The 26,447-nt window shown below is 42.6% G+C and carries 24 protein-coding genes; 21 read left to right on the plus strand and 3 right to left on the minus strand.

Annotated features, from left to right (window positions below):
* The first annotated feature begins 5 nt into the window (after nt 1–5).
* The 6 genes from PQR79_RS00005 (at nt 6) to PQR79_RS00030 (ending at nt 6,970) form a co-directional block, all read left to right on the plus strand.
* Nucleotides 6–293 carry a YqcC family protein gene (locus PQR79_RS00005; RefSeq protein WP_274408373.1) on the plus strand — a complete coding sequence of 96 codons (288 nt, stop codon included), beginning with the start codon at nt 6–8 and terminating at the stop codon, nt 291–293.
* A gap of 130 nt (nt 294–423) precedes the next feature.
* A complete protein-coding gene (gene truC / locus PQR79_RS00010) occupies nt 424–1,218 on the plus strand; it encodes a tRNA pseudouridine(65) synthase TruC (protein ID WP_238106168.1) in 795 nt (264 codons plus the stop codon).
* A gap of 372 nt (nt 1,219–1,590) precedes the next feature.
* On the plus strand, nt 1,591–2,055 hold the full coding sequence (locus tag PQR79_RS00015) for a flavodoxin (RefSeq protein WP_238106131.1): 465 nt from the start codon (nt 1,591–1,593) through the stop codon (nt 2,053–2,055).
* Nucleotides 2,007–3,485, plus strand: coding sequence for a PTS transporter subunit EIIC (locus tag PQR79_RS00020; protein WP_238106130.1), 1,479 nt, complete (start codon nt 2,007–2,009; stop codon nt 3,483–3,485). The genes PQR79_RS00015 and PQR79_RS00020 overlap by 49 nt, the downstream gene beginning before the upstream one ends.
* A gap of 313 nt (nt 3,486–3,798) precedes the next feature.
* On the plus strand, nt 3,799–4,668 hold the full coding sequence (purU, locus tag PQR79_RS00025) for a formyltetrahydrofolate deformylase (protein WP_238106129.1): 870 nt from the start codon (nt 3,799–3,801) through the stop codon (nt 4,666–4,668).
* A gap of 406 nt (nt 4,669–5,074) precedes the next feature.
* Nucleotides 5,075–6,970 carry an HD domain-containing phosphohydrolase gene (locus PQR79_RS00030; protein WP_238106128.1) on the plus strand — a complete coding sequence of 632 codons (1,896 nt, stop codon included), beginning with the start codon at nt 5,075–5,077 and terminating at the stop codon, nt 6,968–6,970.
* An 83-nt stretch (nt 6,971–7,053) separates the two neighbouring features.
* Here PQR79_RS00030 and dapD read toward each other — a convergent pair whose 3' ends face one another.
* From dapD to map, 3 genes are read right to left on the minus strand one after another with little or no spacing between them, the layout of a single operon-like run.
* Nucleotides 7,054–7,878 (minus strand): 2,3,4,5-tetrahydropyridine-2,6-dicarboxylate N-succinyltransferase, encoded by an 825-nt coding sequence (dapD, locus tag PQR79_RS00035; RefSeq protein WP_238106127.1) that lies wholly within the window; start codon nt 7,876–7,878, stop codon nt 7,054–7,056.
* A 60-nt stretch (nt 7,879–7,938) separates the two neighbouring features.
* Entirely contained in the window at nt 7,939–10,512 is a 2,574-nt protein-coding gene (gene glnD, locus PQR79_RS00040; RefSeq protein WP_238106126.1) for a bifunctional uridylyltransferase/uridylyl-removing protein GlnD, read from the minus strand.
* Nucleotides 10,513–10,532: 20 nt separating this feature from the next.
* Complete coding sequence (gene map / locus PQR79_RS00045) at nt 10,533–11,330, minus strand: type I methionyl aminopeptidase (protein WP_238106125.1); 798 nt, start codon at nt 11,328–11,330, stop codon at nt 10,533–10,535.
* Between the two features lie 372 nt (nt 11,331–11,702).
* On the opposite strand from map, the gene rpsB reads away from it, so the two are divergent.
* The 15 genes from rpsB to rnhB all read left to right on the plus strand — a co-directional run bounded on the left by rpsB (nt 11,703) and on the right by rnhB (nt 26,447).
* Nucleotides 11,703–12,431: a 30S ribosomal protein S2 gene (gene rpsB, locus PQR79_RS00050; protein ID WP_188839377.1), complete on the plus strand. Its 729-nt coding sequence runs from the start codon at nt 11,703–11,705 to the stop codon at nt 12,429–12,431.
* A gap of 116 nt (nt 12,432–12,547) precedes the next feature.
* Nucleotides 12,548–13,399 carry a translation elongation factor Ts gene (gene tsf / locus PQR79_RS00055; protein ID WP_238106124.1) on the plus strand — a complete coding sequence of 284 codons (852 nt, stop codon included), beginning with the start codon at nt 12,548–12,550 and terminating at the stop codon, nt 13,397–13,399.
* Nucleotides 13,400–13,468: 69 nt separating this feature from the next.
* Nucleotides 13,469–14,206 (plus strand): UMP kinase, encoded by a 738-nt coding sequence (gene pyrH / locus PQR79_RS00060; protein ID WP_238106123.1) that lies wholly within the window; start codon nt 13,469–13,471, stop codon nt 14,204–14,206.
* 157 nt (nt 14,207–14,363) lie between these two features.
* Entirely contained in the window at nt 14,364–14,906 is a 543-nt protein-coding gene (frr, locus tag PQR79_RS00065; RefSeq protein ID WP_303648153.1) for a ribosome recycling factor, read from the plus strand.
* Between the two features lie 81 nt (nt 14,907–14,987).
* Entirely contained in the window at nt 14,988–15,812 is an 825-nt protein-coding gene (gene uppS / locus PQR79_RS00070) for a polyprenyl diphosphate synthase (protein ID WP_238106121.1), read from the plus strand.
* Between the two features lie 19 nt (nt 15,813–15,831).
* A complete protein-coding gene (locus PQR79_RS00075; protein ID WP_238106120.1) occupies nt 15,832–16,689 on the plus strand; it encodes a phosphatidate cytidylyltransferase in 858 nt (285 codons plus the stop codon).
* A gap of 5 nt (nt 16,690–16,694) precedes the next feature.
* Nucleotides 16,695–17,885, plus strand: coding sequence for a 1-deoxy-D-xylulose-5-phosphate reductoisomerase (gene ispC, locus PQR79_RS00080; RefSeq protein ID WP_238106167.1), 1,191 nt, complete (start codon nt 16,695–16,697; stop codon nt 17,883–17,885).
* A 12-nt stretch (nt 17,886–17,897) separates the two neighbouring features.
* Nucleotides 17,898–19,268, plus strand: coding sequence for a sigma E protease regulator RseP (gene rseP, locus PQR79_RS00085; RefSeq protein ID WP_238106119.1), 1,371 nt, complete (start codon nt 17,898–17,900; stop codon nt 19,266–19,268).
* Between the two features lie 31 nt (nt 19,269–19,299).
* On the plus strand, nt 19,300–21,783 hold the full coding sequence (gene bamA / locus PQR79_RS00090) for an outer membrane protein assembly factor BamA (RefSeq protein ID WP_238106118.1): 2,484 nt from the start codon (nt 19,300–19,302) through the stop codon (nt 21,781–21,783).
* A 64-nt stretch (nt 21,784–21,847) separates the two neighbouring features.
* Nucleotides 21,848–22,345 (plus strand): OmpH/Skp family outer membrane protein, encoded by a 498-nt coding sequence (locus tag PQR79_RS00095; RefSeq protein WP_238106166.1) that lies wholly within the window; start codon nt 21,848–21,850, stop codon nt 22,343–22,345.
* A gap of 5 nt (nt 22,346–22,350) precedes the next feature.
* Entirely contained in the window at nt 22,351–23,376 is a 1,026-nt protein-coding gene (gene lpxD / locus PQR79_RS00100; protein WP_238106117.1) for a UDP-3-O-(3-hydroxymyristoyl)glucosamine N-acyltransferase, read from the plus strand.
* A 32-nt stretch (nt 23,377–23,408) separates the two neighbouring features.
* Complete coding sequence (gene fabZ, locus PQR79_RS00105) at nt 23,409–23,870, plus strand: 3-hydroxyacyl-ACP dehydratase FabZ (RefSeq protein ID WP_238106116.1); 462 nt, start codon at nt 23,409–23,411, stop codon at nt 23,868–23,870.
* Nucleotides 23,867–24,637: an acyl-ACP--UDP-N-acetylglucosamine O-acyltransferase gene (gene lpxA / locus PQR79_RS00110; RefSeq protein ID WP_238106115.1), complete on the plus strand. Its 771-nt coding sequence runs from the start codon at nt 23,867–23,869 to the stop codon at nt 24,635–24,637. The genes fabZ and lpxA overlap by 4 nt, the downstream gene beginning before the upstream one ends.
* 8 nt (nt 24,638–24,645) lie before the next feature.
* A complete protein-coding gene (gene lpxB / locus PQR79_RS00115; RefSeq protein WP_238106114.1) occupies nt 24,646–25,803 on the plus strand; it encodes a lipid-A-disaccharide synthase in 1,158 nt (385 codons plus the stop codon).
* On the plus strand, nt 25,800–26,447 hold the full coding sequence (gene rnhB / locus PQR79_RS00120) for a ribonuclease HII (RefSeq protein ID WP_238106113.1): 648 nt from the start codon (nt 25,800–25,802) through the stop codon (nt 26,445–26,447). The genes lpxB and rnhB overlap by 4 nt, the downstream gene beginning before the upstream one ends.

The raw sequence follows: 26,447 nt of genomic DNA on the forward strand, positions 1-26,447 counted from the left end.
ATTTAATTATTTTAGAACAAATACTTAAGCAGAGTTCTTTGTGGGCTGATAGTACGCCCAGTGTGCAGGCTATGGCTAGCAGCGCCCCTTTTGCCTGCGACACCATGGCATTTGAGCAGTGGTTACAGTTTATTTTTATACCAAAAATGAGTGAACTTATTGAGTTTCAACATCCGTTACCGGCCAATATGGCCATTGCGCCTATGGCTGAACATGTGTGGCAAGGTATGACTGATTATGCGGAGCTGATACGCCATTTACGCGACTTTGATACTTTACTCAGCCAACAATAACCCATTGAATTGTTTAATCCTCATAAGTTAAGTGATACCCATAATGAATGCTAAAGATAACGATGTGATATCTGTTACTGATAACGACGAATGCTATGACCCTGAGTTTATTGAGGATACAGCGCCTTTAATGAGCACTGATGTTGCAACAGAGGCAGATGAACAACCTCCATTAATTGAAATATTATATGAAGATGACCACATTGTGGCGATTCACAAACCTTCAGGATTGTTGGTTCATCGCAGTTATTTGGCGCGTAAAGAACGCTTTTTTGCAATGCAAATGACACGGGATCTTGTCGGTTGTCACGTCTTTCCTGTACACCGTTTAGACCGGCCTACATCGGGAGTGTTGTTGTTCGCTAAATCCAGTGATGTAGCACGCCAGTTGTGCGAACAGTTTGCCGATCACAGCATTAAGAAACAATATTTGGCTATTGTGCGCGGTAATATGCATGAGTCTGGCACCTTAGATTACCCTTTAAAGCAAGAGTTTGACGATATTGGCGACAAGCACGTTGATCCTAACAAAGCCGCACAAGATGCGGTCACAGATTATCAGCCACTATTAAACACTGACATCCCATTTAGTTCAGGTCGATACCCAAGTAGTCGATATGCATTAGTGCGTTTAAGTCCTCATACAGGGCGAAAGCATCAATTACGACGTCATATGGCGCACCTTCGTCATCCAATCGTAGGCGATACTACCCATGGTGATGGTAAACAAAATAAATTTTTTAGAGAGCACTTTAACATCAACCGCTTATGGTTAATTGCCAAAAGTTTGCAATTTGAGCATCCGGTGACGCAACAAGCGATGCATATTGAAACTGAATTAGAAGCAGAATGGTTGACTGTGTTTGACGCATTTGGCTGGGATGATGATCAATTATCATCAATGCCGAGTATGTTACTGAGTTAAGGCAAATCAATAACGGACAATATTAAGCTGTAATGGCAAGCCTGTATTATTCCATGTGATCATATAGGGCCTTTTTAAGCTTTTCGAACTCTGCAATGGGGGGTAAAAGCTCGTGGTCTTGCTGCTCGGCATGAAAATAATAATTACGGCGTATGTGCGCGAATTTATGTTGGAGTTTGAGTTTTCGCTTTCTGCTGACTTGTCGCATACTACTGCTTCCGTAATGTCTTTACTTAGAGCACATATCAATCATTGCTCTGTATATATTTTACATACGTTATAAAAGGCACTTGCGAGAAGCTAAACGAATAAAGTAAGTTATTCATACTCAACGCATTTTATATCGAATTTTATTTAAGGGAATAGTATACCATGAAAAAGGTCAATATTGTTTTTGGTACTGTTTATGGTAGTGCCCAATATACCGCTGAAACCATTGAAAAGGCCATTGCAAAATTAGGATTTACCACTAAACTTCTGCAACCTAATGCGTTATCGGGGTTTGTGCCGCCACAAGATGAATTGTTAATCGTAGTATGCTCTACCACAGGACAGGGTGACATTCCTGAAGATATTGCACCGTGGTTTAACGAACTCAAATCGAATGCGCCTTATTTACCTGCGTTACAGTACAGCTTGATTGGTTTGGGGGATTCTAGTTATGACACTTTCTGTGGCGCTATCAAACAGTTTGATGAACTGTTAGCTGAGCTTGGTGCCAAACCGCTGACCGAGACACTGGAAATAGATGCTTGCGAAACAATGGAACCTGAAGTTGAAGCTGAAACATGGATAAGCACTTGGCAACACGCCGCCACATTGGCCAGCGAAGCATAAGTTTTTTTTCGCAACAATGGTTTAAATTTGCCCAGCGCTTAAGCCAAGCGCTGCTAATTCCTATTGCGATATTACCCGCTGCAGGGGTTATGCTCGGCCTGACTGTCAATCCGTTACCTTTTATCCCTAATGAACTCAATATTGTACTGTCGGCCGTAGGCAATTTGGTTTTTACCATGATGCCTTTACTGTTTAGTGTGGCGGTGGCCATTGGTTTTTGTCGTGATCAAGGGATTGCTGCGTTTTCTGCCGTATTTGGTTTTGGTGTTTTTTTATCAACCATGGGGGCGCTGACTGACATTTACGGTTTAGTATCAAGACCACTGTGGGGAATGCAGACTATTGATACCGGTATTGCCGGTGGCATGCTCGTCGGTGCGATTACCTGCCTTGCAGTAAAGATTAGCTACCATGTCAAATTGCCCGCAATTTTTTCATTTTTTGAAGGTAGACGAAGCGCGCCTATTATCGTCATTCCATTGTCGATGATATTGGCCTATGTGCTCAGCCATGTCTGGCCCCCCTTATCATTAGTGATTGAGCACTTATCTGATTGGTCTGTATATCAAGACCCCGCAATTGCATTTGGTGTTTATGGTACCGTCGAGCGTCTCTTAATTCCATTAGGACTTCATCATATTTGGAATGCACCATTTTACCTTGAAGTCGGTCAATACATTAACCAAGGTACAGTCGTGAGAGGTGAGGTTGCCCGTTATCTGGCTGGTGACCCACTAGCGGGTAATTTAGCCGGTGGTTATTTGATTAAAATGTGGGGCTTACCCGCCGCGGCAATGGCTATTTGGCGCTGTGCAGACAAGTCAGAACGTAACCGAGTTGCGGGTATTATGTTGTCTGCTGCCACGGCAAGTTGGCTTACAGGGGTAACTGAGCCGATTGAATTTGCTTTTATGTTTATCGCGCCATTACTTTTTTTTGTGCACGCCTTATTAACTGGTGTGGCTTACAGTGTGTGTATTTTATTGGAGGTACACCACAGCATCGTGTTCTCCCACGGTTTAGTGGACTTTAGTTTGCTCTTTTCTCGCTCAGCTAATACTTATTGGATTTGGCTACTTGGACCGATTACCGCCATTATTTACTATGCTTTATTTCGCGTCAGCATTTTAGCCTTTAACTTGAAAACACCTGGAAGATTAGAGCAAACCGACCAAGAGTCAGCACCTAAAGAAAGCTTACTCGCGATGATTTCAGCGCTCGGTGGTCGCGACAACATTGTCGAAATTAACGCCTGTTTAACGCGTTTGCGCATTAGTGTGAATCAAGCAAATTTAATCGATAAAGCACGGTTAATGCGTCTCGGTGCCAAAGGGGTCGTCGTGATGGGCAAAGGTGTACAGGTGGTTTATGGCACTAAGGCTGAATCACTACGTAAATTATTGCAAAAATATTTAGATTCACGACGCTAAACCGAGTTACGTCTAATTAGGGCTTGTTGACCATTTTTACGGCGTTATCGACTTCTTATGGAGAATAACGACACTTCAAAGTCTCTTCCGCGCAGTTGTAAATGTGAGTAATGACCAACAATTTGCTGCCAAAACTACCTTGAAAGATCAACAGGCCCTAACAAATTGATCATTATTTTTTAGCAATCGATGCACAAAACAAATTAATTTGTGTTTATGAGCATTTATCATCAAAAAAACTCCCCTAAGAGCCGTTTTCAGTGGCAAACTGGCAAAACGATTGGTATTGGGCCATTTAACAGGAGTCGTAAGCGTGAGTCATCAGTCAAGTAACAGCAGTCCAACGGAATTACAGCGCAAAGTATTAATTACTGATTGTGCCGATGCGAAAGGATTAATCGCAAAAATTACCAGTGTGTGTTTTGCTAATCATCTTAATATTATTAAAAACACCGAATTTGTGGATCATGCTCAAGGCCGCTTCTTTATGCGAGCAGAACTTGAAGGGCAGTTTGATGATGAACGCCTGTTGAACGAGTTGCGTGAAGTGCTTCCTGCACAAAACCACATGAAACTTGTTGATATGTGCACCAAACGCATTGTGATTATGGTGACCAAAGAAGCTCATTGTTTGGGCGATATTTTAATGAAATCGTATTATGGTGGGTTAGATGTTGAGATTGCCGCAGTCGTCGGCAATTACGATGTATTGCAGCCATTAACTGAAAAGTTTGATATCCCATTTCATTATGTCAGTCATGAAGGGTTAAATCGTCAAGAGCATGAACAAGCTATGCTTAAAGTGATCCAGCCATATGATCCCGATTTTGTGGTATTGGCCAAATACATGCGGGTTCTCACACCAGAGTTTGTTTCAGCATTTGCGGATAAAATCATCAATATTCATCATTCATTCTTACCAGCATTTATTGGTGCATCGCCATATAAGCAAGCGTGGGATCGTGGCGTTAAAATTATTGGAGCTACAGCCCACTTTGTTAATAATCATCTCGACGAAGGACCGATTATTAAGCAAGATGTGATTTCAGTGGATCACAGTTATAGTGCTGAAGAACTCGCCCACAATGGCCGTGATGTCGAAAAAAGTGTACTGAGTAAGGCATTACAATTAGTGTTAAATGAACAAGTTGTCGTTTACGGTAACAAAACGGTGGTGTTTTAATCGTTATGTAGTGAGTAACGTAAACTCAGTTTATGGACATTTGAGTTTAAGTTATGCCGTATTATGGCCGATATAAATATTGTGTTATTGTTAATGACAGTTGTGAGACGTTAATTCGTGGTATTGGGGTAAGCTACTCACACTAGCTTACCTATGACTCGACAATAACGTGTTCGGTCAGAGAATCAAACATAAGCAATTTGATTAACCCCACCAGAGGGTATTGTTCAAGTATGGTTTTATGCCGCATAACGACAACGTGTATAACCTACTTGAATTGCTCAAAATGAATTAGATACTCAATTTAAATGGTGCACAACAAAATCTCAATGGATTGTCTTCACTAGGTTATTTATGTTTTAGCTCATTTACGGTGAGTAAATGTTAATTTTCTATAGGGTTGTTGATGCTACAAAAAGCTGATTTTTTCTTAAAACCATCTGAAGTGCCCAAAAGTGCAAAGCTAAGTTGGGGCATTGTAAACAACCGGCTTGAATTGATTAAGCTAAGCGAGCCCTTGTATACCCTAGTTAAAAAGCCAATTTCAGCTATTTTAAAACAACCATTATCAAATGCATTTCCCACATTAAAACTCGACGACATCGATTTTTCGCTTCGCGATAGCTCTCATGTGATTAACTTTGTTGATGACAAAGGCCATGCATTACAAGCACGGTTTACTCCATTAACTGAGAGTGTTGAACATTGGTGCCTTAGTGTTATCGAGATCGAACTCGATAAAGCTTGGTTAAATGAACTTCATCCTGATTATCATCAAGCTATCCAGTCCAGTGATGAGTGGTTAGATCAAATAGAACAGGTCATCAATGCCAGTGGCGACTTAGTGTTTGTCACCGCAATTAACCAAGGGTTATCGTTAACTCATTCGAAAGTCGGTTATGTTCATATTTTTAATGAAAAATCGAATCAAATTGTTCAAACCGCTTGGAACAAAGAAGTCGGCGATTACTTTTCTATTCCGAAAAAGCAAACTTATAAAGCCGATTCGGGAATTTGGGCGGAAACGATTAAAACCCGTAAAGCGGTTATTCATAATGATTTGACTACTGTGATTGAAGGTAAAAGTCAAAAAGATGGCTACTTTGCCTTTGAAAACCATTTATGTATTCCTATTCATTACCGTAAAAAATTAGTGGGTATTATTGGTGTCGGTAATCGGGATAAGCCTTATACGCAAGTAGATGCTAAATCGTTAAGTATTTTTGCCACCATTTTATGGCATAGCGTTGAGCTGCCAAGAACCATGAAAGCGGTGTCACATCAGTCTGGCATTATCAAGGCGCAGAAAGAGAAAATGACCTTAATATTGGTCCAATTGATTGGGGCAATATCTGAAGCGCTAGAGTTAAAAGATGCCTATACCGCAGGACATCAAAAGTCTGTGGCGCAGTTAAGCTATTTAATGGGTGAGAAAATGGGGTTGTCACCTGAACGCTTAGAAGGGCTTAAATTAGGCGCGTTAATCCACGATATTGGTAAACTGGCTTTGCCGAGTCAAATTTTGGCTAAACCTTCACGGTTAACCGATGCCGAATTTGAATTAGTGAAACAACACCCTGAACAAGGAGCAATGATTGTCGATGAGGTAGAGTTTCCTTGGCCAATTAAACAAATGATTTTACAGCATCATGAACGTCTAGATGGCTCGGGTTACCCTAAAGGGCTTAAAGGTAAAGACATCATATTAGAGGCTAGAATCATTGCGGTTGCAGATATTGCAGACTCTATTTTAAGTCATCGTCCATACCGTCCATCATTGGGGATGGATGTGTTAACCGATGAGTTAATGAAAGGCCGAGGGATACGTTTTGATGCCGATGTGGTTGATACCTGTTTAGAGATTTTGGCTGTTGAAGATTTTAAAGAAGAAGAATATGTTTCGAGCTTGCCATTGATTCCAGTGGTATTTTTAGAGGAGTACCATACCTTAGAGCACGCTGAAGCCATGATTAAAAAGGCTAAATTGGACGTTGCCGTGGTATTATCTGAGCAAGAACGTAAACCCATAGGGATTATTGATACCCAAACCTTAGCATTTTGGCACAGCCCATTTATTGATACCGCAGCAGAGCGAGCGGTCGATAGAAGTTTATTAAATAAACGTGCGCACCAAATAATGACCCATAAAATGAATTTAATTAACGGTCACACTATTTTAAATGATGCCAAAATCGCCCTAGAGAAAACCAACGCTAATTACTTACTGGTTCAAAATGACAAAGAACAAGTGTTGGGTATGTTAACTTGGAAATTATTGGCCAATGCAATTTTAAAGAAATAACCTCACTAACCATCACATCAGGTTAACTAAAAAAGGCGCTTATCAGCGCCTTTTTTAGTTAATGAATACATTGCTTACAACGATTAATCAACAATGCGCAGTAACTCATTAATACCCACTTTACCGCGAGTTTTAGCGTCTACTTTCTTAACGATAATGGCAGCATACAAGCTGTATTTACCACAAGCAGAAGGCAAGTTACCAGACACAACAACAGAGCCAGCAGGTACACGTCCGTAATGAACTTCACCGGTTTCACGGTCAAAAATACGTGTGCTTTGGCCAATGTAAACGCCCATTGAGATCACGCTGCCTTCTTCAACAACAACGCCTTCAACGATTTCGCTGCGCGCGCCAATGAAGCAGTTGTCTTCAATAATGGTAGGGCCGGCTTGTAATGGCTCTAATACGCCACCAATACCCACGCCTCCAGATAGATGAACGTTTTTGCCAATCTGCGCACATGAGCCAACAGTCGCCCATGTGTCAACCATGGTGCCTTCATCAACATAAGCACCTAAGTTTACGTAAGATGGCATTAATACAGTGTTTTTACCGATAAATGAGCCTTTACGAACTGTCGCTGGTGGCACGACACGAATGCCTTCCGCTTTAAAGCGTGCTTCGTCATAGTCGGCAAATTTTTGCGGTACTTTGTCGAAGTATTTAGTATCGCCACCGTCAATCACGCCATTGTCGAAAATACGGAATGACAGTAGCACTGCTTTTTTAAGCCATTGGTGAACATGCCATTCACCGTCAATTTTTTCAGCAACGCGTGCTTCGCCTTTGTCTAACATGTTGATGACAGTTTCAACATCAGCACGGACACTCGCATCGACACTTGTTGGTGAAATGTCTTGGCGTGTTTCGAATGCTGCTTCAATGCGTTGGCGTAAAGCCTCCATCGTTTTCTCCTGGTCGGTAATGATTAGCTCAAAATTAGCATAAACATTGTGTTTAAAAAATTAATTAGATGATTTCAGCGCCAATATTAAGGCTTCTGATAATTGTTGCTGTTGCGACTCATCTAGCGCGGCGCCACTATGGGTTTGCAAGATAAAGAAATCTTCTGCCCGTTCGCCAATAGTGGTGATTTTGGCCGCTAATAATGTCACTCCGCAACGATAAAATGTGTCACCGACTTTAGCCAGTAACCCGGGTGTATCTAAAGTGATTAATTCCATCATACTTGTACCATGACGGGCACTGGGTAAGAAACTCACGTGAGTGGCAACATTAAAAGGTTTCATGATCCGCGCCAGTTTTCTGAACTTAGGCAGCTTTGGATTTTCACTCGCTAAGGCTTTTTCGAGCGCTTTACGAACACTTTGAATGCGCGACAACTGAATAATCGGCTCACCATCTTGTTCTAATATGACAAAAGTATCGAGTGCATAGTTATCTTTTGAGGTCATGATGTTGGCATCATGAACATTGATGTTTTTATTGTCGAGTACGGTCATTACCGTGGCAAACAGTTTGGGTTTATCTTTGCTGTAAATAAACAGCTCGGTGCCGCCCCGGGTGGTGTGCTTAGACATTAACACTAATGGTTCGTCACGGTTGTGCTTTAAAATGGCTTCGGCATGCCAGGCGACTTGGTTTGGCTGATGACGTAAAAAGTAATCCGTTTTAAAGCGTGACCATAGGGCGTCCATGTCTTTTTCTTTTAAGCCACGACGGATCAGTTCTTTTTTGGCCTTAGCTTGGATCTCGCTTACGCGCGCTTTCACGTCGACCGGTTTTTCTTTACCTCGGGCCAATACGCGCTGTGTCGAGAAATACAAATCGCGCAGTAGTGAGGCTTTCCAGTTGTTCCAGGTTTTTTCATTGGTGGCGCAAATATCGGCAACGGTAAGGCAATACAAATAGCTTAAATGAATCGTATCGTGGACCTTATCGGCAAACTCAGCCACTACATCAGGATCTGAAATATCGCGACGTTGGGCGGTAACAGACATCACTAAATGATTTTCAACTAACCATGCAACAAGGCGTCCGTCATGATCGTTCATGCCATGCAATTTACAAAAGTCGATGGCATCTTTTGAACCAAGCTTACTGTGATCGCCGCCACGACCTTTTGCAATATCATGAAATATTGCGCCGAGTACCAATAAACCTTTTTTAGGTAGCTGGTTGATTAATATCGCCCCAAGAGGGAACTCGTCTTTTTGTTCCGCTTGAGAAAAACGTTCAATATTAAGTAGTAATCTGTGGGTGTGTTCATCAACGGTATAGGCATGGAATAGGTCAAACTGCATTTGGCCTTCGATTTTACGCCATGCGGGTAAATACGACGATAAAATACCGTGTTTATGCATAAATGATAACGCTTCAATGCCTCTGGGATGCTTTAAAATTTCCATCAGCACTTTGCGACAGGCCGGGTTATCTTGCAAGGGTGCGGTTAACCCACGGCGAGCGTTTCGCAGTAAACGTAAGGTTGGGGCGTAAATATCTTGAATGTTAGAGTTTTTCGCTATCATTAAAAATAAACGTAAAATCTCTTCATTAGCGCGAGTAAATAACTCATCGTCTAATACTTCAATGTAACGACCACGGCGTTGAAATTGCTCGTTGATTGGCTGAATTTCTAATGCTTGCGTGTGCCCAAGTGTGGCACGTTTAAATAATTGCAATAGCATTTGATTAAGCTCCATCACTCGGCGTACCGTGCGATAGTAGCGTTTCATCATTTGCTCAACCGCGAGCTGTGTCGCGTCTTCATAGCCAAGTAAACTGGCTATTTGACGTTGTAAATCGAACAGTAGCCGGTTTTCATTGCGATTAGCGGTGATGTGCAGCGCAAAACGGATTTCCCACAAAAAGTTTTGGCACTCTAGTAGCTCTTCAAGCTCTGCAGGCGCTAGAAAGTCATGCTCGACCAGTTCTTCTAAGGTGGCGGCATCAAAGTGGCGCATGGCGACCCAAGCAATGGTTTGAATGTCGCGCAGGCCACCAGGGCACGTTTTAATGTTAGGTTCTAAATCAAAGGCACTGGCTTTGCTGTGGCGAGATATTTGTTCATCTCTTTTGGCATTGTAAAACTCATAAGAAGGCCAAAAGCCTTGTTGACGAATGTTGTCATAGAGTAAATCGAACAACTTTTCGCTACCACTTAATAGCCTAGCTTCAATTAAGTTAGTGGCAATGGTGATGTCAGCTTTGCCTTGCTCAATGGTTTGGCTTAGCGTACGAACACTGTGGCCAATTTCAAGTCCGGTGTCCCAAAGATAAGTAATAAACTGACTTAATTGGCTTTCTAACTCGGCAGATAACGGTTCATCGTTGACTAAAAACAATAAATCGATATCTGAATGAGGATGCAATTCTCCGCGACCGTAACCGCCAACCGCAATCAAAGCAAGCTCACCACTATTTAAGGCGAATGCTTGCCATGCTTGGGTTAATAAAGAATCAACAAATTGACTGCGATGCTTAACAATATCAGCAATAGCATGTTTTGCTGTGTATTGCTCAACTAAGCGCTGGTTTAAGTCAATTAATGCGTTTTTGGCGGCCAGCGCAGTTTTCATTGATATCCTTACTTTTTCGATTAGTGATTAATGATACGAGGGAAGTCTTCTTCTTCGCGTAAAGTTAATACTTCTACACCGGTTTCGGTAACCAGTAATGTATGCTCCCACTGAGCAGAATTTTTACCATCAGATGTGGTGACGGTCCAATTATCGGTTTTATCTAAAACCGTAGTGTGGCGCCCAGCGTTAATCATTGGCTCAATAGTAAAACACATGCCAGGTTTAAGCACGGTTTTGTCATTGTTTTTGTAGTGTACAACTTGCGGCTCTTCATGAAAGCCTGCACCAATACCGTGACCACAATAATCTTGTACGATGGAATACTTATCAAGCCCTGTTTTGCTCGCTTTGATGAATTTTTCGATGGTCGTACCTATTTCGCCTAATTTTAAACCAGGACGAACCTTGCGAATGGCCAAATATAAACTTTCTTGGGCTATTCTACTTAAGCGTTTGTCTTTTGCAGATACTTCACCGATTAAAAACATTTTAGAAGTATCACCATGATAACCGTCTAAAATAACAGTAATATCAAGGTTGACCATATCGCCTTCTTTCAAAACGTATCCAGATGGAATGCCATGGCACACGACTTCATTGACAGAGGTGCAAATTGATTTTGGAAAGCCATGGTAATTGAGTGGTGCTGAAATTGCGCCTTGCTCTTCGGTGTATTTTGCACAAATGTCGTTTAGCTCGTCTGTGGTCGCGCCAGCTTTCACAAAAGGGGCAACCATTTCTAATACCTGCGCGGCTAATTTGCCCGCGGCACGCATTTTTGTTATTTCGTCTGCATTTTTAATCACAATACTCATGAAAACTCTCTATCATTTGACGGTCAAAATTGGCTGGTTTTACCCAAGGATTTTACGGCAAAAATTTGTAATTAGCTGCCGATTATGGTATAAAGCGCGCCGTTGTGTATAAGATCGTTGTTGTACGGTTCGAGTAAGCTCGATGTATTTGAAAGTAATTAAACGCTTATTTATAGGCATTTTAAACAAATCATCACAAAGAGTTCGGCAAACCGTAAAATATGGCGGCTATTATACATGGCAATTAACTTAAATACTAAATCACACACGTATCGACACATTTTTCGGGGTGCTTTTTTATTATCAAGGTAATAAAAGGGTCGAAAACATGGGATGCGTGGAGGTCTAACCCCTTACATTAAGGTATATACAATGACTACTGTTTCAATGCGCGACATGCTACAAGCTGGTGTTCACTTCGGTCACCAAACACGTTACTGGAACCCAAAGATGAAGCCTTTCATCTTCGGCGCTCGTAACGGTGTACACATCATCAACCTTGAGCACACTGTACCAATGTTCAACGAAGCGTTAGCTTTCATTAGCAACGTTGCTTCTAAGAAAGGTAAAGTATTATTCGTAGGTACTAAGCGCGCTGCTGGCGAAGCGATCAAAGAAGCTGCAATTTCTTGTGACCAGTACTATGTTGATCACCGCTGGTTAGGCGGTATGTTAACAAACTGGAAAACTGTTCGTCAGTCAATCAAGCGTCTTAAAGAGCTAGAAAGCCAGTCTGTAGACGGTACTTTCGACAAGCTGACTAAGAAAGAAGCGCTAATGCGTTCACGCGAATTAGACAAGTTAGAAAAGTCTTTAGGCGGAATTAAAAACATGGGCGGTTTACCTGACGTATTATTCGTTATTGGTGCTGACCATGAGCATATCGCTATTAAAGAAGCAAACAACCTAGGTATCCCAGTTGTTGCAGTTGTTGATACTAACTCTGCGCCAGACGGTGTTAACTACATCGTTCCTGGTAACGACGACGCGATGCGTGCTATTCGTTTGTACACTTCATCTGTTGCTGCTGCTGCCAACTCTGGCCGTGGTCAAGATTTAGCTGTTCAAGCTGAGCAAGACGGTTTCGTAGAAGCTGTTTAATAAGGCGTGGTGGTTTCCATCTCCCTTATTTGCCAATAAATAATTGGTGAACAGGGGCCTTTTGGCCCCTGTTTTATAAATGCATAATTAGACGAATTAAATTAGAGGATTTAACAATGGCAATTACTGCTGCCCAAGTTAAAGAACTTCGTGACCGCACTGGCGCTGGCATGATGGACTGTAAGAATGCACTGACTGAAACTAACGGTGACATCGAATTAGCAATTGATAACATGCGTAAAAGTGGCGCTGCAAAAGCTGCTAAAAAAGCAGGTAACATCGCTGCTGACGGTACAATTCTTATCAAGAATGGCGACGGTTTCGCTGCGCTTTTAGAAGTTAACTGCCAAACTGACTTCGTGGCTAAAGATTCAAACTTCCTAGGTTTCGCAAACGCAGTGTTAGATGTTGCTGCTGCATCTAAAGTGACCATCGAAGAACTTAAAGCACAGTTTGAAGAAACACGTGTTGCCTTAGTTGCTAAAATCGGTGAAAACATCAACGTTCGTCGCGTTGAATACATCGATGGTGCAAACCTATCTTCTTACCGTCACGGCGACCGTATTGGTGTTGTTGTTACTGGTGAAGCTGATGAAGAAACGTTGAAGCATATCGCGATGCACGTTGCTGCTTCTAAGCCTGAATTCGTTAATCCTGAAGATGTACCTGCAGAACTTGTTGAAAGAGAACAAGCTCTACAAGTAGAGATCGCAATGAACGAAGGTAAGCCACAAGAAATCGCTGAGAAGATGGTTATTGGCCGTATGAAGAAGTTCACTGGTGAGATCTCTCTTACTGGTCAAGCTTACATCATGGAACCTAAGAAAACTGTTGGCGAAGTACTTAAAGAGAAAAAAGCAACAGTGACTAACTTCATTCGTTTAGAAGTTGGTGAAGGTATCGAGAAGAAAGAAGAAGATTTTGCTGCTGAAGTAGCTGCTCAAATCGCTGCAACTAAAAAAGCGTAATCGCTTTTTCTCTAAGTACCCTAAGACCGCAGCTACCGCTGCGGTCTTGTTATAATCAGGACGAAAACTATGAGCACCAATCCAAAACCAGCATTTAGACGTATTCTGCTTAAATTAAGCGGTGAAGCATTAATGGGTGAAGAAGGCTTCGGCATTGACCCAAAAGTACTTGATCGTATGGCACAAGAAGTAAAAGAACTTGTTGAACTCGGCATTCAAGTTGGTGTGGTCATTGGTGGTGGTAATCTGTTTCGTGGTGAAGGCTTAGCAAAAGCTGGCATGAATCGCGTGGTGGGTGATCACATGGGTATGTTGGCAACGGTAATGAATGGCTTAGCCATGCGTGATGCCTTGCACCGTGCATATGTTAATGCCCGTCTAATGTCAGCCATTCCGTTAAAAGGCGTGTGTGATGACTACAACTGGGCTGAAGCGATTAGCTTATTAAAATCAGGCCGTGTAGTGATTTTTGCTGCTGGCACTGGTAATCCTTTTTGCACGACCGATTCTGCAGCGTGTTTACGCGGAATTGAAATTGAAGCTGAAGTGGTACTCAAAGGAACAAAAGTAGATGGTGTATACTCTGCAGATCCGATGAAAAACCCTGAAGCGGTTAAATATGATACGTTAAGCTATGCCGAAGTCCTTGAATCAGAATTAAAAGTAATGGACCTTGCAGCATTTACCATGGCGCGTGATCATGATATGCCAATTTTAGTGTTCAATATGAACAAGCCTGGCGCACTTCGCCGCGTGATTATGGGTGAAGACGAAGGTACTGTAATTAGCAGTAAACAACCTGCCTAATCACAGAAGTAAAAAATAGTTATACCAAATAATATTTATTCTTATCAAAGTGTAAATTAACTGTTTGAGCTGTTTTATTGCTTGTGTCATTCTTAGACCAAAGCTCAAGCACACATGAATTTGTGACAAAAAGGAAATTATTGTGATTGATACTATTATGTTAGATGCGCAAGAGCGTATGGGTAAATGCGTTGATGCGACTAAAAATCAAATGGCTAAAGTGCGCACAGGTCGCGCGCACCCAAGTTTACTCGATTCTATTCAGGTTTCTTACTACGGCTCTATGGCGCCTCTTAAGCAAGTCGCTAACGTGGGTGTTGAAGACTCTCGTACATTAACCGTTACTGTGTTTGACCGCACTATGGTTCAAGCGGTAGAAAAAGCCATCATGAGTTCAGATTTAGGCTTAAACCCTATGTCTGCCGGTGCAACGCTACGTATTCCATTACCAGCATTGACTGAAGAACGTCGTAAAGATTTTATCAAAGTGGTTAAGAACGAAGCTGAAAACGGTCGAGTTGCTATCCGTAACGTACGCCGCGACGCGATCAGTGAAGTGAAGAAGCTTGAAAAAGCCAAAGAGTGTACTGAAGACGACGTACGTCGTAGCGAAGAAGAAGTGCAAAAACACACTGATTCTTACATCAAAAATATCGATACAATTTTAGCGGCGAAAGAAAAAGAGTTGATGGAAGTATAATCTCTCGACATAGACGCTAGAGTTAACACGCCGTGTAAGGGTATACTACACGGCGTTTGTTTTTATAAAGGATTGCCGTAGATGTCATCTACAGTTGAGTTTGATTCAGATCCAAATGCGGATTCGGAGTTAGTCGCTTCGCAATTGCTGCCGGGACAATTATCTGATGTTGTAAAACAATCTCTACCTAAGCATGTTGCGATTATTATGGATGGTAATGGCCGCTGGGCCCAACAGCAGGGCAAAGCCCGAGTGTTTGGTCATAAAGCCGGTGTTAAAGCGGTGCGTCGTGCCGTGAGCACCGCTAGCCAGTTAGGGATTAAATCATTAACGCTATTTGCGTTTTCGAGTGAAAACTGGCGCCGACCAGATAAAGAAGTCAGCTTATTAATGGAGCTGTTTTTTACGGTATTACAGCGCGAATTGAAATTACTTGATAAGAACCAAGTAAAACTCAATATTATTGGCGATATCAGCCGTTTTTCCCCGCGTTTGCAAAAGCAAATTGCCACGGCTCAAGAGAAAACGGCGGCTAATACCGGATTGATATTAAATGTTGCCGCTAACTACGGTGGACGTTGGGACATTCTACAAGCGGCACAAAAATTAGCCGAAAAAGTCGTAACTGGTGAAATCAGCAGCAGTCAGATGACTGAAGATGCACTAAATGAACATTTATGCATGCAAAATCAGAGTGAAGTTGATTTAATGATCCGTACCGGCGGTGATTACCGCATTAGTAACTTTGTTTTGTGGCAGGCCGCCTATGCCGAATTGGTGTTTACTGACACCCTGTGGCCTGACTTTGATGAACAAGCATTTCGCGATGCTCTTGTCATTTTTGCTAGTCGGCAGCGCCGTTTTGGTTTGACTGGAAGTCAAATTGAAGAAATACGCGCAATATAAAATTTAAGAGGATTAGTTTTTGCTAAAACAACGAATAATAACAGCATTGTGGTTAATCCCAATTGTACTCGGGGCGATATTTTTATTACCAGCAAATTACTTTGCATGGATTTTAGTGCCAGTGTTTTTAATTGCAGCGAAAGAGTGGGGCAGTTTTATTGACCCTCAATGCAATGCGACTCAATGGTCTTTTACGGCAACATTAGGTTTTTTGCTTATAGCGCTAAATCTAACCGTGCCAGTAGATGTGTTGTGGTTTAAAGGCCAATTACATCCAATGTACCTCGCCATTATCACCATTGGTGTGTTTTGGTGGTTAGTCAGTTCGGTACTGGTGTTTAGCTTTCCTAAAAGTGCCAAGTTTTGGCAAGCCAGCCCCATGCTTAAATCAATGTTTGGCCAACTCACTTTAGTACCATGTTTCGCCTCATTAATTGCACTTAAATCGTTAAGCAGCAATGTTGATCCATACTATGGTGGCGCCCTAGTCTTTTTAGTGATGTTAGTGGTATGGGCTACCGATACAGGAGCCTACTTTGCTGGGCGAACGTTAGGTAAACACAAATTGATGCCTAGCGTTAGTCCTGCTAAAACTTTAGAAGGTTTAGCGGGGGGGTTGATGACTACTATGGTTGTGGTTGCGGGCGTTATGTATGTTGCGCCTGAACAGGAACTTGGTTTGCTGGTTGCAGTGACGTTGATAACCGCATTAGCTTCTGCATTTGGTGACTTATCTGAAAGTATGTTTAAACGTGCTGCCAACATCAAAGATTCTGGCACAATTTTACCCGGCCATGGTGGTATTTTAGATCGCATCGATAGCTTAACCGCAGCCTTTCCGGTGTTTACCTTTATCTACATTGCAATGTGGATGTAATGCCAATGCAAAATATGGTGATTTTAGGAGCAACAGGCTCCATAGGGGCAAGTACGCTCAATGTGATAGAGAGTAACCCTAGTGAATTTAACGTCTACGGGTTAGTGGCCAATGCCAGTGTCGATAAGATGCTGGCACTGTGTTTACAACATCAACCACAATATGCGCATATGGTGGATGAACACGCCGCTGTGCAGCTTAAAGCACAACTCCCCGTCGATTGCGTTACCGAGGTCACAACAGGTGCACAGGCGCTAAATGCGCTTGTTACAGATAGTTGCACAGATACTGTCATGGCCGCCATTGTTGGCGCTGCTGGGTTAGTCCCTACGTTTGATGCTGTAAAAGCAGGTAAACGTGTGCTGCTAGCTAACAAAGAAGCGTTAGTGATGTCTGGCGAATTGTTTATGAATACCGCTAAAGCCTCAGGTGCAACCGTATTACCTGTAGACAGTGAACATAATGCGATTTTTCAATGTTTACCCACGCAAGTTCAGGGGCAACTCGGTTATTGTAACCTTGGCCAACATGGTATTTCACATATCTTGTTAACCGGTTCTGGTGGCCCGTTTTTACACAGTGACCTAAGCGCGTTAAGTGCCATGACACCGGCTCAAGCTTGTAATCATCCTAATTGGTCTATGGGGCCCAAAATTTCGATCGATTCAGCCACCATGATGAATAAAGGTTTAGAGTTTATTGAGGCTCGTTGGCTGTTTAATACTCAAAAAGAGCAGTTAAAAGTGGTTATTCATCCGCAAAGTGTGATTCATTCCATGGTGCAATATCGAGATGGGTCGGTTATCGCGCAAATGGGTAACCCAGATATGCGCACACCAATTGCTCATTGTATGAGCTATCCGCAAAGAATTCACGCTGGTGTTGAACCTTTAGACTTTTTCAAAGTCGGACAATTAAGCTTTTGTGAACCTGATTTTAGTCGGTTTCCATGTTTGCAATTAGCGATGCAAGCTTGCGAACAAGGTCAAGAAGCCACGACAGTGTTGAACGCAGCCAATGAAATCGCTGTTGATGCATTTTTAAAAGGTCAGGTCCGCTTTACTGACATTGCTGATGTAAACCGTCGCTGTTTAGATTCAGTACAACAAACTCGTTTAGCCAGTATTGAAGATATTTTACAGCTCGATGAGCAAGCACGCGTTACCGCGAAGTCAGTAATTAAAACACTTAATTAATTTAGGGAAATAATGATAGATTTTTTTTGGAGCCTTGGTTCATTTATCGTTGCATTGGGTATTTTGATTACTGCCCATGAATACGGCCATTTTTGGGTGGCTCGCCGTTGTGGCGTTAAAGTGGAGCGTTTCTCTATTGGTTTTGGTAAAGCCATTTGGCGTAAAGTAGGCCAAGACGGCACCGAATATGTGGTGGCGATGATCCCGTTGGGCGGTTACGTCAAAATGCTCGATGAGCGGGTTGAAGATGTTCCAGCTGAACTTGTCGACCAAGCCTTTAACCGTAAAACGGTGTGGCAACGTATTGCGATTGTCTCAGCGGGCCCCATTGCTAACTTTATTTTTGCCATTGTTGCTTTGTACATTATGTACATGATTGGCACTCCGTCACTCAAACCGGTTATTGATAGTACTAAGTTAGACAGTCCTGCAGGCATCATCAATGTGGTTGAACCGCAACAGATTATTGCGGTGTCAGGACAAAACGTTCGCACTTGGGAAGAGGTTAACCTAGCGTTAGTCAGCCACATTGGTGACACGAGTCTGGAGTTAACCATTGCCCCGTTGCCAACGTTGTCGGGTATGGATATGCCCACAAAGACGGTCACTTTAGATATTAGTAATTGGGTGTTTGACCCAGAAAAGACTTCACCGATTACGTCCTTAGGACTAGGCATTTTTCGCCCGGGTATCGATCCGACCATTGCTGTTGTTAGTGCTGACAGTGCTGCAGAGCAAGCGGGTTTACAGGTAGGCGACACCTTAACCAGTATTAACGGTAATCCTTACAGTGATTGGAATGCTTTTGTTGATGTGGTACAAACATCAGCCAATAAAATAATCAATATGACATTGATACGTGATGGTCAAGTTATCCATGTCGATGTGACGCCTAAAGCACAACAAAACGCAGATGGGAAAACCATCGGTATTGTTGGCATAAGCCCGACTCAAGCACCCTGGCCAGATAATATGCGCTTTGAACTTGAGTATGGCATAGTAGATTCGCTCATCGCAGCAGCAGACAAAACGTGGCAACTTGTTGTCGTCAGCTTCAAGATGATTGGAAAGTTATTTACCGGCGATGTGTCGGTGAAAAACCTAAGTGGTCCTATCTCGATTGCACAAGGCGCAGGCGCCAGTGCAAGTTATGGGTTAGTGTACTTTCTTGGGTTTATCGCGCTCATCAGCGTTAACTTAGGCATCATTAATTTAATGCCTTTGCCAGTGCTCGATGGTGGACACTTGCTGTATTACTTTGTAGAAGTGATTACTGGTAAGCCTGTACCGGAAAAGGTGCAGGAAATAGGTTTCAGGTTTGGCGCAGCGATGCTGCTAATGTTGATGGGCGTAGCCTTATTCAACGATTTTGCCCGACTCTGAGCAAGGACAGACAAATAATTAGAAGTGCTCTATGAGATTGAATAAAATTTTTGCCTCGATGTTATTCGTCGGCGCGTCTTTTTCAGGGAATGGTTGGGCAGAGTCTTTCCAACCTTTTGAAGTGACCGACATTCAAGTAGAAGGTTTGCAACGAGTTGCTCTCGGTGCAGCGCTATTAAGTTTGCCTGTGAAAGTAGGTGACACGATAGATGAAGTTAAATTACAGCAAGCCATTAAGAGCCTGTATGGTTCGACCAACTTTGAAAACATCAGCATTAGCCATGAAGATGGCATTCTGTATGTCAGTGTCAAAGAACGTCCGACCATCAGCATTATTTCATTTGAAGGCAACAAAGACATCAAAGACGAACAGTTACAAGAAAGTCTTGATGGTTCTGGTGTTAAATCAGGTGAGTCATTAGACAGAACCATGTTGTCAGGCATTGAAAAAGGCCTGCAAGATTTCTATTACGGCGTGGGCAAGTATGGCGCTAAAGTTGAAGCGCAAATCATTAACTTACCGCGTAACAGAGTTGAACTTAAATTTAAGTTTACTGAAGGTCTAGCAGCCGAAATTCGTCAAATTAACGTTGTCGGTAACACCGTGTTTTCTGACTCAGAGCTGATTAGCATGCTCGAGCTTAAAGACTTTGTTGCCTGGTGGGATTTATTCGGTGAGCGCCGCTATCAAAAGCAAAAGCTTCAAGCCGATTTAGAAACCATTAAGACCTATTATCATAATCAAGGCTATATTCGTTTTGAAGTCACCTCTACGCAGGTTGCGATGACCCCAGACCGTAAAGGTTTGTACATCACAATTAACGTTAATGAAGGCGATAAGTATAAGGTTAAAGACGTTAACTTAGTAGGCGACCTCATGGGGCGTGAAGAGTTAATGAGATCGATTTTACCAATCAAACCCGGCAATATGTACAACGGTGCAGATGTGACATTCACCGAAGAAATGTACAGTAAATATCTCGGTCGTTTTGGTTATGCTTACCCAGAAGTCAAAACCTATCCAGAAATTGATGATGAAAACAAAGAAGTTGTCCTCAACATCAATGTGAATCCTGGTAAACGTGTTTATGTTCGCTCGATTAACTTTACCGGTAATGCCGTGACCAAAGATGAAGTCATGCGTCGTGAACTTCGTCAAATGGAAGGCGCTTGGTTAAACTCAGCACAAATTGAACAGTCTAAAACGCGTCTTAACCGTTTAGGTTACTTTGAAACCGTTGAAACTGAAACAATTCAAGTGCCAGGTAGTGATGATCTTGTCGACGTCGCCGTAACCGTAAAAGAGCAACCGTCGGGTTCGTTCAATGCCGGTGTGGGTTACGGTACTGAGTCAGGTGTTAGCTTACAATTTGGTATCGAACAGAATAACTTCCTGGGTACCGGTAACCAAGCAGGTGTGAGCATTAACACCAACAAGTATTCAAAAAGTGCGACCTTGTCTTATACCGATCCCTATTTTACGAAAGACGGTGTCAGTTTAGGCGGAAGCGTTTATTGGAACGAGTTTGATGCTAACGAAGCAAACCTTGAGCGTTATAAGAATAAATCTTATGGTGTTGCGCTTTCTTCAGGCTTCCCCGTAAACGAATCTAACCGTTTAAACGGTGGTATTGGTTATCGTCATAACACGATTTCTGAAATCTCATCTTATGAACAGGCAACCCGTTTTTACAATATTTACCGTGAGAATGATTCGGTTGATTCTGATTTAAGCTTTGATAACTTCGAGCTAAGTGGTGGTTGGTATCGTAGTACGCTTAACCGCGGTACATTCCCAACAGATGGTTCGTCTCAACGTTTTAGCGGTAAAGTGACAGTACCGGGCTCAGACTTACAGTATTTCAAAACTGACTTTGAAACTAACTTCTATTTCCCGATGACTCGTCAACACGGATTTGTTTTGTTAGCGCGAGCGCATTTAGGTTACGCTAATGGCTATGGTAGTTTTAACGACAATGACCAGATTTTACCGTTTTGGGAGAACTACTACTCAGGCGGATCAAGTTCATTGCGTGGCTTCTCATCTAACTCAGTTGGTCCACGTTCATTTTATCTCTACCGTGGCAGTGAACCTTGTTCGCCAGATCCGTCAGCGGATGGCTGTAGCTTAGCTGGTGACCCAGACTCTGTTTATGTGAGTGAGGGTAACTCTATTGGTGGTAACGCAATTGCGACGGCCAGCATAGAGATGATTGTTCCAACACCATTCTTAGATGAGGCTTATACCAATTCGGTACGTACCAGTTTCTTCGTTGACGCCGGTAACGTGTGGGATACAGAATTTGATTATGATGGTTATCGTTATCTACCTGCTGATCAATTCTCTCAGCTTAGTGATTATAGCGACCCTGAACGTATTCGGGCATCATGGGGTATGAGCGTACAGTGGTTGTCGCCTATGGGCCCAATGGTATTCAGTTTAGCTTGGCCGATTAAAGAGTACGAAGACGATGAAACAGAGATTTTCTCGTTCAATATTGGCAAAACGTTCTAAAACAAATACACTCGGCAAGTTTTGCTGATAACAACAAGTTTAAAAGGAGTCTACTTTGAAAAAGATGGTAAATCGCGCATTAGTAACGTTGGCATTTCTTGCGACACCAATGCTAGCACACGCTGAAAAAATCGCCGTGGTTGACATGGGTGAAGTATTTGAGCAGTTGCCACAGCGCGAGCAAATTTCTAAATCATTAAAAGCCGAATTTGGTGATCGTGTTGCTGAAGTCCAAAAAATGCAGGAAGAAATGCGTACATTGGTTGAAAAACAACAGCGTGACGGCGCATTAATGAGCGAAACACAAAAAACTGAATTAGTACGTAAAATGGAATCATTAAAGTCTGATTTCCAATTAAAAGGCAAAGCACTTGATGAAGACATGCGTCGCCGTCAAGGTGAAGAGCAAAACAAACTATTAGTTCAGGTTCAAAAAGCGATTAATACCATTGCTGGTAAAGAAGATTACGACCTAGTGTTACAACGTGGTGCGGTTATTTTTGTTAAGCCAGAAGCTGACATTAGCGGCAAAGTGGTTGAAGCCTTAAGCAAAGGCAAATAAGTAATATGCAAAAAGTGACTTTAAAAGAGCTTGGCCAGCTATTAAACGCAACGATTAAAGGTGATGCAACACTAGAAATTTCCAGTGTTGCAACACTTGAAGATGCGGTACAAGGTCAACTCTCTTTTTTAGCCAATGGTAAATACCGTGCACAGCTTGAGGCGTCTCAAGCTAGCGCGGTATTGCTGAGCGAAAAAGAAGCTGAGTTTTACCAAGGCAATGCATTAATTGTTGCCGACCCTTATGTGGGGTTTGCCCGTGTGGCACAACTGCTCGATACCACACCTAAACAAGCGTTAGGTATTCATCCGTCTGCACATATAGATCCTTCAGCCATTATTGGTGAAGGTGTTGCTATTGGCGCGAACGCGGTGATTGAAGCGGGTGTCATTTTAGGCGAAAACGTTCAAGTTGGTCCCGGTTGTGTTATTGGCCAAGACACTATTATTGGTTCTGGCTCGCGACTTTGGGCTAACGTAACGATTTATCATGATGTTCATTTGGGGCAAGACTGTCTTGTTCAGTCTGGTACCGTAATTGGTTCTGATGGCTTTGGTTATGCCAATGATCGCGGTAATTGGATTAAAATCCCCCAAACCGGCGGTGTTAGGATTGGTAATCATGTCGAAATTGGTGCGTGCACAAGTATCGACAGAGGGGCGTTGTCACATACTGAAATTCATGACGGTGTCATTATCGATAATCAGATTCAAATTGCCCATAATGTGATCATTGGTCAAAACAGTGCGATTGCTGGCGGTACAGTTATTGCGGGCAGTTCGACCATTGGTAAGTATTGTATTATTGGTGGTGACTGTGCAATCTCTGGGCATTTATCCATTGCTGATGGTGTTCATGTCTCTGGTGGGACCAATGTAACGAGTGTTATTCGTGACAAAGGCGTGTATTCTTCTGCTACTATTGCAATGGAAAACAAACTTTGGCGTCGTAACACTGTGCGTTTCCGTCAATTAGATGAATTATTTAGCCGAGTTAAACAGCTCGAAATAAGTGCCAAGGGCGACGAATAACCTATTATTCTGCCTTGATTAAGGAATGTAGTGTGTCAAACCAACTAAACACCATGGATATTAAAGAGATCCTTAAATATCTACCTCATAGATATCCATTTTTGTTAATCGATCGTGTGCTTGATTTCACCAAAGGTGTGCAATTACATGCGATAAAAAACGTCACAATTAATGAGCCATTTTTTCAAGGCCATTTTCCTGTACAGCCGGTCATGCCGGGAGTATTGATTTTAGAAGCAATGGCACAAGCTACAGGTTTACTTGCGTTTAAAACCATGAGCTCAGAGCCTTCTCCTGACGTATTGTATTATTTTGCGGGTATCGATAAAGCGCGTTTTAAACGGGTTGTTGAACCAGGCGATCAAATACATTTCCACGTCAAAATGATTAAAGAGCGCCGTGGCATTGGTGTATTTATTGGTGAAGCCTTAGTTGACGGAGAACTGGTTTGTTCTGCTGAAATTATGTGCGCACGTAGAGAGATTACAAAGTGATAGATAAATTAGCATTTGTTCACCCAACAGCCAAAATCGGACAAAATGTAACGATAGGCCCTTGGACCTACATTGGCGAAAACGTTGAAATTGGCGACGACACATGGATAAGCTCTCATGTCGTTGTTAAAGGCCCAACTGTCATTGGTAAAGGCAACCGTATATTTCAATTTGCCTCAGTCGGTGAAGAGTGCCAAGACAAAAAGTATGCTGGCGAACAAACACGCTTAATTATCGGTGATAACAATATCATTCGTGAGTCTGTGACTATCCACCGCGGTACCACACAAGACAACAATGAAACCCGTATAGGGTCAAACTGTTTATTTATGGCTTATGTTCATATCGCACATGATTGCGTTGTGGGAAATAATGTCATAATGGCTAACAATGCCTCAATTGCTGGCCATGTACATGTAGGTGATTGGGTTATTCTTGGCGGTATGACGGGCGTGCATCAGTTTGTGCGTATCGGTAATCACGCTTTCACAGCGGGGGCGTCTCTTATATTACAAGATGTGCCACCATTTGTGATGGCAGCCGGCTCACCTGCCGCTCCACGTGGATTAAACCTTGAGGGCTTAAAACGTCGTGGCTTTAGTAAAGAAAGCCAACGCGCCATTTTAAATGCCTATAAGGCAGTGTTCCGTAAGAGCTTAACCATTGAAGAAGCTAACGCCGAAGTCAGTGACATGGCCGAAAAAGATGAAAATGTAAAAGCCTTTATGGCATTTATTAATCATCCAGGTCGCGGCATTATTCGATAGAAGACACGATGACTCAACGTTCTCAAAAAGTCTTTGCCATTGTCGCCGGAGAAATCTCCGGCGATATTTTAGGTGCAGGCTTAGTTAAATCACTTAAAAAACGCCATCCTGATGCTCGTTTCATCGGCATAGGTGGTCCGCGCATGCAAGCGCTTGGATTTGAAAGTTTATTTTCAATGGAAGAGTTAGCAGTAATGGGCTTAGTGGAAGTGTTATCGCGCTTACCACGATTGCTTCATATCCGCTCAAGTTTAATTAACCAAATTACCGCACTATCACCAGATTGTTTTATTGGTATTGATGCGCCTGATTTTAATATCGGCCTTGAACTTAAGTTAAAAGCTAAAGGCATTAAAACGGTGCATTATGTTAGCCCTTCAGTGTGGGCATGGCGCCCGAAACGCATCTTTAAAATAGCTAAAGCCACCAACATGGTGTTGTCTTTATTGCCGTTCGAAAAAGCGTTTTACGATAAACATCAAGTCCCTTGCACATTTGTTGGCCATACCTTGGCAGATGACATTCCGATGCACAGTGATAAATTAGCCGCTCGTGCAGAGTTAGGTCTCGACCCAACTGCAGAATACCTTGCTGTATTGCCTGGTTCTCGTGGTGGTGAACTAGCCCAGCTTGCCGAACCTTTTATTAAAGCTGCTGTGTTGGTGAAACAAGCCTATCCAGATATTAAGTTAGTGACGCCTCTGGTGAATGAGGCGCGTAAACAGCAATTTACTGAAGCTTTAAAACAATATGCTCCAGATTTAGAAATTCATCTCATTGATGGTCACTCCCGTGAAGTGATGGCTGCAGCAGACTGTATTTTATTAGCGTCTGGTACCGCGACTTTAGAAGCAATGTTGGTTAAGCGTCCTATGGTGGTTTCTTACCGTGTAAGCCCGATCACTTATGCCATTGCCATTCGGATGATGAATATCAGCAATTATTCTTTACCTAATCTATTGGCAAACGAAACAATTGTACCTGAGTTGATGCAAGCGAATTGCCAACCACAATTAATTGCAGATGCGGTAATTGATCAGCTTAATAAAGATTTTGCACCGTTAAATGCCCGTTTTGAACAATTGCATCAATTGCTTAAATGTAATGCCAGCGAACGTGCAGCTGATGCCGTAGATGCTTTATTGACAACAGGCCCTTCAACATGACCAACCATGATTCAGTCCCTGTTGTGATAAAAAACATCACTCCAGAGCAAGTTGCCCTGATATCACAAGGTGTGGTTGCGGGGGTTGATGAGGTTGGCCGAGGTCCACTAGTGGGCGACGTGGTGACCGCAGCTGTGATTTTAGATCCTAATAAACCTATTGCGGGTTTAAATGACTCTAAAAAGCTCAGTGAAAAACGCCGTAATGCCTTATACCAAGATATTATGGTCAATGCTCTGAGTGTGAGTGTTGGCCGCGCTAGCCCTACAGAAATTGATGAGCTTAATATTTTGCATGCCACCATGTTAGCCATGCAACGTGCGGTTGCCGGGTTAAGTATTCAGCCACAACGCGTGCTAGTCGACGGTAATCGTGTACCTGACTTTGGTATTGCTAGCCATGCGGTTATCAAAGGTGATGGATTAGTGGCTGCCATCAGCGCTGCCTCAATTATTGCCAAAGTGACTCGAGATGCAGAAATGGATACGCTCGATCAGCAGTATCCTCAATATGGCTTTGCCCAACACAAAGGTTATCCGACTAAAGCCCATTTTGAAGCCTTAGCATTGCACGGCGTATTGCCACAACATCGTAAAAGCTTTAAACCTGTGGCTGAGTGTATTTTACTGCAGAATAAATCCTGA

Source organism: Shewanella metallivivens, from assembly GCF_028750675.1.
GTDB classification, from domain to species: Bacteria; Pseudomonadota; Gammaproteobacteria; order Enterobacterales; family Shewanellaceae; genus Shewanella; species Shewanella metallivivens.

What these genes read in the sequence shown, in the direction of transcription:
- rpsB (WP_188839377.1), top strand. Translation starts at nt 11,703, where the DNA reads ATGACTACTGTTTCAATGCGCGACATGCTACAAGCTGGTGTTCACTTC.
- PQR79_RS00095 (WP_238106166.1), top strand. Translation starts at nt 21,848, where the DNA reads ATGGTAAATCGCGCATTAGTAACGTTGGCATTTCTTGCGACACCAATG.
- map (WP_238106125.1), bottom strand. Translation starts at nt 11,330, where the DNA reads ATGAGTATTGTGATTAAAAATGCAGACGAAATAACAAAAATGCGTGCC.
- PQR79_RS00015 (WP_238106131.1), top strand. Translation starts at nt 1,591, where the DNA reads ATGAAAAAGGTCAATATTGTTTTTGGTACTGTTTATGGTAGTGCCCAA.
- lpxD (WP_238106117.1), top strand. Translation starts at nt 22,351, where the DNA reads ATGCAAAAAGTGACTTTAAAAGAGCTTGGCCAGCTATTAAACGCAACG.
- frr (WP_303648153.1), top strand. Translation starts at nt 14,364, where the DNA reads ATGTTAGATGCGCAAGAGCGTATGGGTAAATGCGTTGATGCGACTAAA.
- uppS (WP_238106121.1), top strand. Translation starts at nt 14,988, where the DNA reads ATGTCATCTACAGTTGAGTTTGATTCAGATCCAAATGCGGATTCGGAG.
- bamA (WP_238106118.1), top strand. Translation starts at nt 19,300, where the DNA reads ATGAGATTGAATAAAATTTTTGCCTCGATGTTATTCGTCGGCGCGTCT.
- dapD (WP_238106127.1), bottom strand. Translation starts at nt 7,878, where the DNA reads ATGGAGGCTTTACGCCAACGCATTGAAGCAGCATTCGAAACACGCCAA.
- rnhB (WP_238106113.1), top strand. Translation starts at nt 25,800, where the DNA reads ATGACCAACCATGATTCAGTCCCTGTTGTGATAAAAAACATCACTCCA.
- PQR79_RS00020 (WP_238106130.1), top strand. Translation starts at nt 2,007, where the DNA reads ATGGATAAGCACTTGGCAACACGCCGCCACATTGGCCAGCGAAGCATA.
- pyrH (WP_238106123.1), top strand. Translation starts at nt 13,469, where the DNA reads ATGAGCACCAATCCAAAACCAGCATTTAGACGTATTCTGCTTAAATTA.
- truC (WP_238106168.1), top strand. Translation starts at nt 424, where the DNA reads ATGAGCACTGATGTTGCAACAGAGGCAGATGAACAACCTCCATTAATT.
- rseP (WP_238106119.1), top strand. Translation starts at nt 17,898, where the DNA reads ATGATAGATTTTTTTTGGAGCCTTGGTTCATTTATCGTTGCATTGGGT.
- glnD (WP_238106126.1), bottom strand. Translation starts at nt 10,512, where the DNA reads ATGAAAACTGCGCTGGCCGCCAAAAACGCATTAATTGACTTAAACCAG.
- ispC (WP_238106167.1), top strand. Translation starts at nt 16,695, where the DNA reads ATGCAAAATATGGTGATTTTAGGAGCAACAGGCTCCATAGGGGCAAGT.
- lpxB (WP_238106114.1), top strand. Translation starts at nt 24,646, where the DNA reads ATGACTCAACGTTCTCAAAAAGTCTTTGCCATTGTCGCCGGAGAAATC.
- PQR79_RS00030 (WP_238106128.1), top strand. Translation starts at nt 5,075, where the DNA reads ATGCTACAAAAAGCTGATTTTTTCTTAAAACCATCTGAAGTGCCCAAA.
- tsf (WP_238106124.1), top strand. Translation starts at nt 12,548, where the DNA reads ATGGCAATTACTGCTGCCCAAGTTAAAGAACTTCGTGACCGCACTGGC.